The following is a 12,617-nucleotide window of genomic DNA, read 5'->3' as shown; positions in this document are numbered from 1 at the left end:
CAGCCGGCCGGTCGGGAGGGGCTGGTGCCGCCCGCCGCGTTCCCGGGAGCCGGCGGGGCGTCAGGAGGCCGCCGGCGAGGATGGGACGCGGGTGCGGACCGTCCAGGACAAGGCCGCGCAGAGCACGGCGGCGAGGACGGCCACGACGAACGCCGCCGGGGCCCCGTGGCCCTCCGCGAGCCGGCCCGAGAGGGCGAGGGCGAGGGCCTGGCCCCCGACGACGCCGCTCGTCAGGAAGGCCATGGACTCGGCGAGCCGGGCGGCCGGCACGGTCCGCTCGGTCAGGGCGAAGACGGTGATCAGGTGCGGCGCGTACGCCGCTCCGAGGACGATCACGACCGCGTAGAGCGCGCCGAGCGAGTCCACGAAGAGCAGGGGGACCGAGAGCAGGACGAGCCCGGCGGTGGAGACGCGCCAGCGGGTCGCCGGTCCGATCCGGGCCGGAACGGCCGCCATCGACAGACCCACGGCGGCGCTCATCACCCCCATCGCGGCATAGACGAGCCCGGCCTGGGCCGGCGCGCCCAGCTGCTCGGTGAGCGCGGTGATCCCCGCCTGCGAGGCCCCGAACATCGCGCCCTGGAGCACCATCGTGACCCGAAGGGCGTACGCCGCCCCCGGCAACCGCCTCCGTTGGGCGACGGCCGTACGGGTGGTGGTGCGGGTCCTGGTCGTACGGGTCGTGGTCGCACGGGTCCCGGTCGTACGGGAGGCGCCCCCGGCCGCCGCCCTTTCCTCCGCCGCCGGTCCCGCGGGCGCGGGGGCCTTCGCCGGGCCCGCCTCGGCCGTCCGCGCCGACGGGTGGAGGGCGAAGGCCGTGCCGCAGGTCGCCAGCAGGGCGGCGGCGAGCAGCAGCGCCGCCGCCGGGTGCGCCAGGGCCGCGGCGACACCGACCAGCGCCGGGCCGAGCACGAAGGAGACCTCGTCGAGGGTGCCCTCGAAGGACAGCACCGTCCCCACCGCCCGGTCGTCCGCGCCGCCGCGCCGCACCAGGGCCACCGAGCGGGTCCGGGCCAGCGGTCCGACCTGCGGGACGCTCGCCCCGGCGAGCGCGCCGAGCAGCATCAGCCAGCCGGTCCCGGCCCGCCCCAGCGCCGCGACGACCAGGGCGGTCACCAGGACCGCGTTGGCGAGGGAGGCCGCGAGCACGACTCCCCGCTGTCCGCGCCGGTCCGCGAGCCGGCCGATGACCGGGCCCGCGACCGTCTGCCCGGCCGCGAGCGCCCCGCCCGCCAGCCCCGCCGTCGTCAGCGAACCGCTCGTCTCGGCGACCAGGAGGAGACTGCCGAGCTGGCACATCGCCGTCGGCAGCCGGCCGAGGAACGAGACGACCGGCAGGGCCGGTCCGAGCAGGGACAGCATGGGGCGATACATCCGGAACATCGCGCGAACGTAACGCGATACACCCGAACGGGCGCATGGGGTGATGACACAGAAGCCGCCCAACGGGGTACGTACGTTCGCATGACGCCCTCGACCACGCCCACCGCCACCTACCGGCTGCAGCTCCAGCCGGAGTTCCCGTTCGCGGCCGCCGAGCGTGCCGTCCCCCATCTGGCCGGCCTCGGGGTCTCGCACGTCCACCTCTCGCCGATCCTCGAGGCCGTGCCCGGCTCCACGCACGGCTACGACGTCACCGACCACCGCGCCGTCCGGGCCGAACTCGGCGGCGAGGACGGCCTGCGCGCCCTCGCGGCGACCGCCCGCGCCCACGGTCTCGGTCTCGTCGTCGACCTGGTGCCCAACCACATGGCCGCCGACCCCCGGTACAACCACGCCCTGCGCGAGGTGCTCCGCGAGGGGCCCGACTCGCCGTACGCCCGCTGGTTCGACATCGACTGGGAGGCGGAGGACGGCCGCCTCCTGCTGCCCGTGCTGCCGGCGCGGCTCTCCGAGGTCCGGGAGCGGATGCGGGTCGAGGACGGCGTCCTGCGCCTCGACGAGCAGGAGTTCCCGCTCCGCGCGGGCACCGAGGAGCTGCCGCTCACCGAACTGCTCGACGCCCAGTGGTACCGCCTGGCCTGGTGGCGGCTGGCCCGCACGGAGCTGAACTACCGCCGCTTCTTCACCATTTCGGATCTCATCGGGGTCCGCGTCGAGGACCCCGAGGTCTTCGACGCGACCCACGCCACGATCGTGCGGCTGGTACGGGACGGGGTGGTCGACGGCCTGCGGATCGACCACCCCGACGGACTCGCCGACCCCCAGGGCTATCTGGAGCGGCTGCGGGAGGCGACGGACGGCCGGTGCTGGACGGTGGTCGAGAAGATCCTCACCGGCACGGAGCCGCTGCCGGTCGACTGGCCCGTCGCGGGTACCACCGGATACGACGCCCTGCGGTATGTGGACGGGGTGTTCGTGGACCCGGTCGGTGCCGACGAACTCCTCGATGTGTACCGCGAGTTCGCGGGGCGTGCCGGGGACCGGGGCGGCTGCTGGGAGGCGACCGCGCGCCGGGCCGCGTACGAGGTCGTGACGCACGAACTGGCCGCGGAGACCTCGGCCCTGACCCGGATCGCCGGCCGCGTCTGCGCGGCGGACCCGGAGCTGCGCGACCACGCGCCCTGGGCGCTGCAGACCGCGATCCGCGAGCTCCTCGTCCGGGTGCCGGTGTACCGCACGTACCGGACCGGCGGCGAGCAGGTCCTCACCGAGGAGGCCGCCCGGGGCGCCAAGGCCGCGTTCGCCGTAGCGGAGGAGTCCGAGGCGGTGGACACCGTACGGGCGTTGGCGCTGGGGCGGTTGGGCGACGGCCCGGCGCACCGCGCGTTCCGGGCGCGGTTCGCGCAGACCTCGTCGGCGCTGCGCGCCAAGTCGGTGGAGGACACGGCCTTCTATCGCTACACCCCGCTCCTGTCGGCGAACGAGGTCGGCGGCGACCCCGGCCGCCCGGCGGTCACGCCCGAGGAGTTCCACGCGTACTGCCTGCGTCTTGCCCGGGACTGGCCGGCCACGGGCACGGTGCTGACGACCCACGACACCAAGCGGAGCGCGGACGTGCGGGCGGGGATCTCGGTGCTCGCGCAGTGCCCCACGGTGTGGGCGGCGCTCCTCGAAGAGGTGGCGGGGGTGCCGGCGCCCGACCCGCACCTCGCGTGGACGGCCTGGCAGACCGCGTTCGGCTTCGGCACGGCGGACGCGGACCGGCTCGGTCCCGCGGTGCTGAAGTCCGTACGGGAGGCGGGCCTGCACACCAGCTGGACGGAGCCGGATCCGGTCTACGAACGGGCGGTGACCGACTTCGTGGCGGCGGGCCCGGGCCGTATCCCGCTCCGCTCGGCGTCGGAGGCGGCGTTCGCGTTGGAGCCGCACATCCGGGCGCAGCTGCTGGGCGCGGCGCTGGTGCAGCTCACGATGCCGGGGGTGCCGGAGCTGTACCAGGGGACGGAGCGGGAGTACCGCGCCCTGGTCGACCCGGACAACCGGCAGCCGTTCGCGGTCGGCGAGGACGACGACAAGGCGGCGGTGGTGCGGGCGGCGCTGCGGGTGCGGCGGGAGCGGCCCGACGTCTTCGGCGCCCGGGAAAGCTATCTCCCTCTGGCCGCGTCCGGTCCGGCGGCCGCACACTGCCTGGCCTTCGCCCGCGCGGGCGAGGTGGTGACGGCCGTGACGCGGCTGCCCCTGCGGCTCGCGGAGGCGGGCGGCTGGCAGGACACCGAGCTGGTACTTCCGGAAGGCCGGTGGACCGATCTGCTGGACGGGGTACGGGAGTTCACGGGTGGCCCGGACTCGGAGGTCAAGCTGGCGGAACTCTTCGACGCGCGTCCGGTGGCACTGCTCGGCCGCCTGCCGGAGTGACCCGGGCCGGGGGGCGCGTCCGTCGCCGGGCGCGCCCCCCGGTCGGGCGACGGTCAGCCTCGGGGGCGGACGAAGAGGTTGGCGGGGCCGCGGGTGATCAGGCCCGTCTGCTCGGGGCGGTATCCGTCGGCGATCCGGATCGCGGGCATGGCCTCGAAGAGGGCGCGCAGGGCGTACTCGGCCTCGAAACGGGCCAGGAGGACGGCGGGGCAGGCGCCGTGGCCGTAGGTGAGCTGGCCGGGGTCGTCGCGGAACGGGTCATAGCGGTCGGGCGCCCGGAACCGTTCGGGGTCCCGTCCGGCGGAGCCGACCAGCAGGGCCACGGGCGCGCCCTCGGGGAGGGTGCCGCCGCTCACCCGCACCGGGGCGCTGGTGCGGCGCACGGCGATCTGCACGGGCGGGTCGCGGCGCAGCGATTCGGTCCAGGCGCGGGCGATCAGGTCGGACGGCGCGTCGCGGAGGGCGGCCACCAGATCGGGGTCGAGGAGGACGTTGGCGAGGAAGGAGGCCAGGGCCTTCTCGCGTACCGCGATCTGCGCGCTGCACTGCCCGGCGAGCGCGGAGGCGGCGCGTCCGCGCACCAGGCGCATCATGTCGCGGTAGGGCACGCCGGTGGCGGCGGCGACGGTGCCGGCGGGCAGCCAGTGGCAGTAGTCGGCGACCAGGTCCACGCGGGGCCGGTCGGCGAGGCGCCGGGCGAGCAGGCGGGCGGTGCGCGCGGCGACGGCCCGCAACTCCGCCTCGTCGACGTCGACGTGGCTCCGGGCGCAGGGCGGGTCCCCGGGGCGGTGGCCGTGGGTGAACCGCGCGTCGGTGAGCGCGCAGGCCACGTCGGCGAACCGGCTGAGCACCCAGGCCCGCAGCAGCGGGTCGAAGGTGAGCGGGAACTCCTTCCGCAGCACGCGGTGCACCCGGTGCGGGTCCCGGCCGGCGCCGGGCGCCATCGGACTGGGCGCCACGGTCCGGGCGAGGGCGGCCCGTCCGCCTTCCGCCGGTCGCTTCACGGCGGCGGGCGCCATCCTGGGCACCTCGGCCCAGCTGTCCCGGGGTATGTCCGGTTTCGGCGTGTCGCGCATCGCGTTGTCCCTGGGTATGTCCGGCTTCGACCTGTCGCGCATCGCGCCCCCTGTCGTTTCCGCTCCACCAGCCCACGACGACCGGCACCCGCGACCGCCCGTCTCCCCACCTCACCACCGCCCCCTGCCCGCCGCGTCCGCTACTCGGCCGAACGGGTGAGGGTGCGGAGGAGGAGGCTGCGCCTCAGGCCCGCGGGCCGGGCGCCGCGGCCAGGGGCGCGAGGCGCGCGTGCCGGGGAGGGGCGCGGGGGCGGGCGCGGGGGCGGGGGCGGGGGCGGGGGCGGGCCGCGCGTTCGGATCGCCGAGGACCGCCGAGGCGTACGCGGGCGGGTTCGCGCCCCGTGACCGCCGCGGGCGGGTTGCCGTCACCGACCGCGGACGGGCCGCCTCACCGGCGGCGGACAGGGCCGCCGGCACCTGTCACGAGGAGGCCCGAGAACCCTCCCCCGCAATCCCCGCCCGCGCGGCCGTCGTTCAGCGGAGGGAGAGACGGAAGGACATCTGGCCGAAGGCCACCGCGTCGCCCGCGCGGACCACCACCGCACCCGTCACCCGGCGCCCGTTGACGGTCGTGCCGTTCGTCGAGCCGAGGTCGCGGAGGACCCAGAGGCCATCCTGCAGGGAGAGTTCGGCGTGGGCGCGGGAGACCGTCTCGTGGCTGAGGCGCAGGCCGTTCACCGGGTCGCGGCCGATGCGGAGCGGGTGGGGGCCCGGGGCCGGCAGGAGCAGCTTCGGCAGCCGCTCGGCCTGCCACGCGCGCCCGACCCTCGCCGTGAACGCGGACATCTTCTCGACCGCGCCCACCACGCGCCGCGTCCAGCGCGACTCCGTCTGCAGATCGGCGGTCAGCAGGGCGAGTTCGTCGGGACGGCGCGCGGCGAGCGCGCGCTCCATCCGGAAGAGGAAGGTGTCGTGCGAGAGCCGGCCCTGCGCGGCACCCTCCCGGAGCAGCACCAGCGCACGGTCCCGCTCGGCGTCGGAGAGCCGCGCGGAGTGCGTGGGGAACTCGAAAGGCGTCGTCACACGTGTGATTGTCGGGCCGAAGAGCCCGGAGTGTCCAGAAGCGCTCCGGACAACAAAGCCGTACCGCCCCGCACAAGATCGCTGTTACGGTCTGCGCACTCGACTCCCAGGGGGAACCCGGACGTGACCACGTCTTCTCTGCCGACGCCCGACGCCGCGTCACCCACGGCCGCCGGCCCGACGGGCACCGCCGACGGCCTCACCCTGCGCCCGCTCTCCGGCCCCGGCGAACTCGCCCTCTTCCGGCGTCTCGCCTACGTCCTCGACCACGAGCTCGAGGACGACCTCGCCACCGGTCGCCGGATCCCCGAGTGGATGTGGGTGGCGCTGCGCGGCGACCGGGTGCTCGGCCGGATCGCCTGGTGGACCCACGAGCGGGGCGGCGCGCCGCTCGCCCTCGACTTCTTCGACCTCGATCCCGCCGTGCCCGCCGACGAGCGCGCCGAGATCGGGCTGCGCCTGGTCGAGACGGCGACCGCCGCCGTCGTACCGGCCGGGACCCCCCGCCCCGAGTACGGCCGGTTCCTGCCGCCCGACTGGCGCGAGGTCCCCGAGACCCGCGACCGGCTCGGGGCACTCTTCGGCGTCCTGGAGCGCGCCGGTGCCCGCCCGCTGGTCGAGCGGCTGCGCCTGGAGTGGCGCCCGGGCACCGCCGTACCGGAGCCGAAGGGCCGTCTGGCGTTCCGGCCGGTGCGGGACCGCGAGGAGCTCGTCGCGCTGATGACGCCGGTGCTCGAGGGCACGCTCGACGCGCACGGCCAGGCCGATCTGGCGTCCGGCCTGTCGCCGCGCGAGGCGGCGGAGAAGCACTACGCCGAGGAGTTCGCGCACTACACCTCGCCCCGGGAGTGGTGGCAGGTCGCCCGGCTCCCGGAGACCGGCGAGCCGGTGGGCTTCGTGATCCCGGCGCGGAACAACTACCACCACACCATCGCCTACATCGGCGTCCTCCCCGCCCACCGCGGCCACGGCCACATCGACGACATCCTCGCCGAGGGCACCCGGATCCTGGCCGGCGAGAACGTGCCGCGCATCCGCGCCGCGACCGATCTCGCGAACGTACCGATGGCGAAAGCGTTCGCCCGGGCGGGTTATGTCACCTTCGAGCGGGCGATCAACTACGTGTGGGACGCGCCGGGCGGTACCGACTCCTGACTGCCAGGATGGACCTCGGTACGCGCGGTCAGTCGTAGGTCCGTCGACGAGGGGATCGGCCAGTGCTGTTCGAGGTGTGGGCTCCGCAGGCCCGTGAACGGGTGACGCTGGAACTGAACGGTGCCGAGCACCCGATGGAACGGGATGCCGAGCGCGACGGCTGGTGGACGGCCGTCGCGCCGGCCGCCGACGGCGACCGCTACGGCTACGCCCTGGACGACGGCCCCCTCCTGCCCGACCCCCGCTCCCGCCGCCAGCCCGACGGACCCGACGGCCACAGCGCGGTCGTGGACCACGACGCGTACACCTGGCGCCATGCCGCGCCGCGCCTGCGGCTGCGCTCCGCGATCCTGTACGAGCTGCACGTCGGGACCTTCACCCCCGAGGGCACCCTGGACGCGGCGGCGGCGCGGCTCGGGGAGCTGGCCGGGCTCGGCATCACCCATGTGGAGCTGATGCCGCTCTGTCCTTTCCCGGGGACGTGGGGCTGGGGGTACGACGGTGTCTCGCCGTGGGCGGTCCACGAGCCGTACGGCGGGCCCGAGGCCCTCAAGCGCTTCGTGGACGCGGCCCACGGGCTCGGTATGGGCGTGATCCTGGACGTGGTCCACAACCACCTGGGACCGTCCGGGAACCATCTGCCCGCCTTCGGTCCGTACTTCACGGACACCCACCACACGCCGTGGGGCGCCGCGGTCAACCTGGACGCGCCCGGCTCGGACGAGGTCCGCGCGTATCTGATCGGCAGCGCCCTCGCCTGGCTGCGGGACTACCGGATCGACGGCCTCCGCCTCGACGCGGTGCACGCGCTCGCCGACACCCGGGCGCGGACCTTCCTGGAGGAGCTCTCGGAGGCCGTGGACGAGCTGGCGAAGGAGCAGGGCCGCCAGCACTTCCTGATCGCCGAGTCGGACCTGGCCGATCCGCGGACCACCACCCCGCGCACCATGGGCGGGCTCGGGATCCACGCCCAGTGGAACGACGACTTCCACCACGCCCTGCACACGGCGCTGACCGGCGAGTCCCAGGGGTACTACGCCGACTTCGCGCGCGCACCGCTGGCCGCGCTCGCCAAGACCCTGACGCACGTCTTCTTCCACGACGGTACGTTCTCCACGTTCCGCCGCCGCTGCCACGGGCGGCCCGTGGACCGGGCCCGTACGCCCGCGCAGCGGTTCCTCGGCTACGCCCAGACCCACGACCAGATCGGGAACCGGGCGACCGGCGACCGGCTCTCGGCGACCCTCTCCCCCGGGCTGCTGGCCTGCGCGGCGACGCTCGTCCTCACCGGCCCTTCGGTGCCGATGCTCTTCATGGGCGAGGAGTGGGGGGCGGGCACGCCCTGGCAGTACTTCACCGACCACACCGATCCGGAGCTGGCAGAGGCGGTACGGCGGGGGAGGCGGCGGGAGTTCGCGGAGCACGGCTGGGCGGAGGAGGACATCCCGGACCCGCAGGACCCCGCGACCCGGGACCGGTCGGTCCTGGACCGCACGGAGCGCGAACGGGCCCCGCACAACCGGCTCCTGGCCTGGCACCGGGAGCTGATCGCCCTGCGCCGCACCCTCCCCGACCTCACCGACCCGGACCTCGCGGCGGTCCGGGTGGCCTATGACGAGGGAGGGCGTTGGCTGGCGTTCCGGCGCGGGGTGCTGCGGATCGCGGTCAACCTGGGGAAGGAGACCGCGCAGATCCCGTTGGGCTCGAACGGCCGGGACCGGATCGTGACGGCCTGGGAACCGGTCGAGGCGCCGGGACGGGACGGGGCGCTGCTGCTGCCGGCCGAGTCGGCGGTGATCCTGACCGACGGCTGAGGCGTACGGCCGGCGCGGCTATCCGGCGGGCTGGGCCGAGGCGTACGTCATCGTGAAGGTGACGACACAGGCCGCGTCGTCGTCGTCCTGCTTGGGGGTGGAGAGGCGGAAGGTGGTGCTCTCGCCGGGCTTGAGCATCCTGGGCGTCACCGTCAAGGACGCTTTGGCCTCGCAGACCGAATCGTCTGCCGAGAGTTCGTCGTAGTCCTCGAAGTCGTAGGCGAACTGCACCTTTTCGTAGCTGTCGACGTTGTCGAGCCACTGATTCTGCGGGGCTCCGTGTGCGCAGTCGAAGTCGCGTGTCGGGTGCCCGTAGCCCTCCGCCCTGCAGAGCCAGGCCTCCGCGAAGTCGTACGTGTCCGAGTTGCGCACGTTCTTGGGGCTGCAGCTCTCGGAGGACCAGCCGGACTCTCCGGAAGAGGACCAGATGAGACCGGTGGGCGAGGGGTAGCTGACCGCACACTTGCCGAGCTGCCAGACGACCGGTCCGCTTTTCTCCGGGGTCGCGGAGGCATACCCGTACATCTCCACATCGGGGTTGTCGGGCCCGTCCCCGTCGCTGATGCCGTTCACTTCCACGGACTCGACGGAGAAGGTCACCGCCACGTTCCGGGGGTCGATGGCGATGGGCGGCGGTCCGGACGCGGAGGCGGCGGGAGCGATCGTGAGCGACGCACCCGCGAGCGCGACGAGTGAGGTGCCGACGCTCAGCGCTCTCCTCAACTGCGTAAGGGATTCCACGAGTTCCTCGATTCAGTCGTCAGATTTTTCGACTTCGGCCGGCATCGGGGCCGTGCGAGGAGATTAGTGTCGGTGCCGCCCTTTCCTCGAGAGCAGCACCTACTCAACAAAGCGGGAGACTCCGCACCGGAATTGAGTAGCGGGCACTCTACGACGCGCGGCGCTCCCCCCCATAGCCTTCCTTCACCTTTCCGCGAAGATTCGACCAAAGGGGACGCAATGTCACATGCGACGAGGAAGCGCGTCGGGATCGCTTCACTGGCCACGTTCGCCGCCTTCTGCACCGGCTTGGTCTCGCCGGCCGCCGCGGCGGTCCCTCCGATCAAGATTCCCCTGACCTATGACGTCACCGTGACGTTCGAGGACATCACCTTTCCGGGTATCGGCGACTGCCTCGGAGGCGGAAGCGAGGGAAGCTGGGACGAGGTGGCGGCCTGCAACACCGCCGACATGAACGGATCCCTGAGCGTCCGGAACATGACTCATCCGCTGACCGGGAACGACTACCCCTTCCTCACCATGCACGACGCTCTCGACAAGTCCTATCCCGTCTACCAAGGGCAGCGGTACGACATCGAGAAGTTCCAGTTCTGCTCGTCGTCGTCTTCCATCGAGTGCATGAGCCGGGGCGGGAACGGCACCCGCGACCGTGTCTTTCTCACCGCGGTCACCGGAGACGTCATCAAGATCGAGTCGAAGCTGATCGACGAGGACTGGCCCAGCTCCGATGATCAGATCTGCTTCGCTTCGAAGGAGTTCACCCTGCGGGACGGCATGATGCGGTACACCCCGTACACCCTGCATCAGGACTGGAATGGTTCCGCGTCCTGCAATCTGCGGGTGCACGTCTCGGTGCAGCCTCGTTCGTGAGACCGACCCGGCCACGCACCACGTTCCCTGAGACGACAGGGCCCACGGAGAGCCGCCCGGCCGCCCCTCCCGGATTCGATCCGGGAGGGGCGGCCGGGCGGACGGCTTTCCCGGCGGGTCAGAGCGCCGCGGGATAGGGAACCCAGTAGTGCCGGAGATAGACGTCGTCCTCCACCTCGGTATTGAGGACGACGGCGGTGACGGAGGTGCTGCGCCCGCCGTCCCACGCGAGCGAGGCGAGCGTGCAGTGTTCCACTTCCAGCCCGTCCTCGTCACTGGAGTCCGGGATGGCGATGTTTCCCCAGTAGGGTGCGACCTGCTGATCGCGGGCGTTCGAGAGGTCGTAGGAATAGATCCTCTTGGCGCCGTTGAAGGCGTAGTCGGTCGCGAGGAAGATGTTGCCGTTCCCGGAGATTCCGCCGCCCTGGACGTTGTGCAGCTTCGAGGGGAGCAGGACCTGCTTCTTCAGGGTCCCGTCGACGGGCGAGAACGCGTTGAGCCAGTTGACCTGCAGCGCCGGGTCCGTCGTGTCCGGGGGACCGTAGGCCGAGCTGTAGAGCAGTCGGTCGATCGGGTTGTAGGCGACCCACGGGGCTTTGTGCTTCTGAGGGGACCGCGATCCCGCCGTACGTCCGGACAGCTTCAGCGTGGTCAGCGAATTCAGCGCGGAGGTCATGGTCCAGACGTAACACGGCTCTCCGCCGTCCCGTTCGACGGGAACGTAGAGCAGCTTGCGCACCGGGTCGAAGGTGGGCGCACCGATGTGCAGGTAGTCGGCCGGCGCCGCGTTGCTGGCCACCACGGTGCGGAAGTCCATGGAGAGCTTGTAGACCCGGCGGTCCCGCGAGCTGTTCGAGACGGCGTACCAGTACTGGCCGTCCGTGCAGATGCCGTTGCACTGCTGTGTCCACCACGCCTGATGGGAGGTCGACGTGGCGTGTTCCCATTGCGTGATGCGCGGATTGGTCGACACGGCCGCTGCCGGGGTCGCCATCGCCGTGGCGAGAGGGGCCGCGGCGGCTGTCGCGGCGGCCGCCTTGAGGACCGCTCTGCGATTCATTGTCATTTCCTGCTCCAGAGGTGCGCGGGGGGTCGGGTTCGCATCACTACGAGGCGGTCACGGGGTAGTGGTCGGAATACCTGTTGTACGAGATGTCATCCAGTTCCCAAAACGGGGATGTCACGCGCAGGGCGGAATTTCCGTAGCTCGCGGGGTGCGCGTGCCGGTTGTCGTAGAACACGTAGTCGAGCCACTCGCGGGGCGCGTTCGGGTACCTCAGCCGGGCGACCGCGTTGGTGTGCGGATCGCTGGTGTAGGGGTGGCCGGAGTAGGTCGGGGGAACGGCGTGGAGCCCCTGGACCAGGGCCGGGTATTCGGATCGATGCCGGTCGACGTTCATGTCGCCCGCGTAGATGACGCGCTCGTTCGCGGGAACTCGCAGGGAGTCGACGAAGGCCGTGATCTCGCCCAGCTGGCGCTTGCGGACCTGTGCCGCCTCGCCGGTGTCACAGCCGTCGTCGTCCGCCTGGAGATGGGTCCCGATGACATGCACGGGTGAGCCCGGCGTGCCGAGCTTCGCGTAGGCCAACCCCTTTTCCGCCATGGTGTCGGCCCCACAGCTCGCGTCGAAGATGTACTGGATCTTGCGCAGCATGGGCCACTTGCTCACGATGGCCACTCCCCCGTCCTCGTACGGGAGCGAGGAGTAGTTCCCCGCGGTCGCGTTCCACCCGTCACGCGACCTGCCGATCACCGGCGTGCGATGGGGGTAGCCCTCCAGATGCTGGAAGAGAAGGTCGCTCGCCGTGTCGTCGAAGAGTTCCTGGAAGACGACGACATCGTTTCCCTTCACATACGGCGCCTTGCCTATGAGCTCCCCGCGTACGTCCTGAGCAAGGCCGTCCGAGACGAAGGAGGGAAGCAGCATGGTGTTGGAGGTGACGACCTTGAACGGCTGGAAAGCCGTCGCGGCCGGGCTTTCCGTGGCGCTTGCGCCCGGAGCGGCCGCAATGGTTCCGGAGAGCAGCGCGGCAATCGCGATGCCCATCGCACGCATTCTCATCATTTCCCCTGAGTGGTCGGATGTCCCGAATGGAGACCGACGTTAGTCACGCGTACCGGCGAAAACGTGAGGGTTGA

At 72.4% G+C, this 12,617-nt stretch carries 10 protein-coding genes; 4 read left to right on the top strand and 6 right to left on the bottom strand.

Annotation, left to right across the window (positions count from 1 at the left end; all coding sequences use genetic code 11):
* Positions 1–60: 60 nt before the first annotated feature.
* Complete coding sequence (locus tag ACFZBD_RS21905) at positions 61–1,383, bottom strand: MFS transporter (protein ID WP_391141850.1); 1,323 nt, start codon at positions 1,381–1,383, stop codon at positions 61–63.
* Positions 1,384–1,464: 81 nt separating this feature from the next.
* Between ACFZBD_RS21905 and treY the strand changes: the two genes are divergently transcribed.
* A complete protein-coding gene (treY, locus tag ACFZBD_RS21900) occupies positions 1,465–3,798 on the top strand; it encodes a malto-oligosyltrehalose synthase (RefSeq protein ID WP_391141847.1) in 2,334 nt (777 codons plus the stop codon).
* Positions 3,799–3,851: 53 nt separating this feature from the next.
* Here the strand turns inward: treY and ACFZBD_RS21895 are convergent, their stop codons facing one another.
* The gene (locus tag ACFZBD_RS21895; RefSeq protein ID WP_391141844.1) at positions 3,852–4,874 is read right to left on the bottom strand and encodes a cytochrome P450; all 1,023 of its coding nucleotides are present in this window, start codon (positions 4,872–4,874) and stop codon (positions 3,852–3,854) included.
* A gap of 474 nt (positions 4,875–5,348) precedes the next feature.
* Positions 5,349–5,897, bottom strand: a complete 549-nt coding sequence (locus tag ACFZBD_RS21890; RefSeq protein ID WP_391141841.1) for an FHA domain-containing protein — start codon at positions 5,895–5,897, stop codon at positions 5,349–5,351.
* Between the two features lie 204 nt (positions 5,898–6,101).
* On the opposite strand from ACFZBD_RS21890, the gene ACFZBD_RS21885 reads away from it, so the two are divergent.
* Together ACFZBD_RS21885 and treZ are read left to right on the top strand one after the other, a co-directional pair.
* Positions 6,102–7,052: a GNAT family N-acetyltransferase gene (locus ACFZBD_RS21885; protein WP_391142217.1), complete on the top strand. Its 951-nt coding sequence runs from the start codon at positions 6,102–6,104 to the stop codon at positions 7,050–7,052.
* 62 nt (positions 7,053–7,114) lie between these two features.
* A complete protein-coding gene (treZ, locus tag ACFZBD_RS21880) occupies positions 7,115–8,866 on the top strand; it encodes a malto-oligosyltrehalose trehalohydrolase (RefSeq protein ID WP_391141838.1) in 1,752 nt (583 codons plus the stop codon).
* 18 nt (positions 8,867–8,884) lie between these two features.
* Here treZ and ACFZBD_RS21875 read toward each other — a convergent pair whose 3' ends face one another.
* Positions 8,885–9,607, bottom strand: coding sequence for a hypothetical protein (locus ACFZBD_RS21875; RefSeq protein WP_391141835.1), 723 nt, complete (start codon positions 9,605–9,607; stop codon positions 8,885–8,887).
* 219 nt (positions 9,608–9,826) lie between these two features.
* Between ACFZBD_RS21875 and ACFZBD_RS21870 the strand changes: the two genes are divergently transcribed.
* Positions 9,827–10,477: a hypothetical protein gene (locus ACFZBD_RS21870; RefSeq protein ID WP_391141832.1), complete on the top strand. Its 651-nt coding sequence runs from the start codon at positions 9,827–9,829 to the stop codon at positions 10,475–10,477.
* Between the two features lie 118 nt (positions 10,478–10,595).
* On the opposite strand, the gene ACFZBD_RS21865 is transcribed toward ACFZBD_RS21870, so the two are convergent.
* On the bottom strand, positions 10,596–11,537 hold the full coding sequence (locus ACFZBD_RS21865) for a hypothetical protein (RefSeq protein ID WP_391141829.1): 942 nt from the start codon (positions 11,535–11,537) through the stop codon (positions 10,596–10,598).
* 46 nt (positions 11,538–11,583) lie between these two features.
* Positions 11,584–12,525: a sphingomyelin phosphodiesterase gene (gene sph / locus ACFZBD_RS21860; RefSeq protein WP_391141826.1), complete on the bottom strand. Its 942-nt coding sequence runs from the start codon at positions 12,523–12,525 to the stop codon at positions 11,584–11,586.
* Positions 12,526–12,617 lie beyond the last annotated feature (92 nt).

Origin of the sequence: Streptomyces sp. NPDC008121 (assembly GCF_042957155.1) — a bacterium.
In the GTDB taxonomy this organism is placed as follows: Bacteria; Actinomycetota; Actinomycetes; order Streptomycetales; family Streptomycetaceae; genus Streptomyces.
The sequence above is the reverse complement of the archived record's forward strand: the minus strand, read 5'-3'. Positions and strand labels throughout refer to the sequence as shown.

What these genes read in the sequence shown, in the direction of transcription:
- ACFZBD_RS21865 (WP_391141829.1), bottom strand. Translation starts at nt 11,537, where the DNA reads ATGAATCGCAGAGCGGTCCTCAAGGCGGCCGCCGCGACAGCCGCCGCG.
- ACFZBD_RS21895 (WP_391141844.1), bottom strand. Translation starts at nt 4,874, where the DNA reads ATGCGCGACACGCCGAAACCGGACATACCCCGGGACAGCTGGGCCGAG.
- treY (WP_391141847.1), top strand. Translation starts at nt 1,465, where the DNA reads ATGACGCCCTCGACCACGCCCACCGCCACCTACCGGCTGCAGCTCCAG.
- ACFZBD_RS21870 (WP_391141832.1), top strand. Translation starts at nt 9,827, where the DNA reads ATGTCACATGCGACGAGGAAGCGCGTCGGGATCGCTTCACTGGCCACG.
- sph (WP_391141826.1), bottom strand. Translation starts at nt 12,525, where the DNA reads ATGGGCATCGCGATTGCCGCGCTGCTCTCCGGAACCATTGCGGCCGCT.
- ACFZBD_RS21905 (WP_391141850.1), bottom strand. Translation starts at nt 1,383, where the DNA reads ATGTTCCGGATGTATCGCCCCATGCTGTCCCTGCTCGGACCGGCCCTG.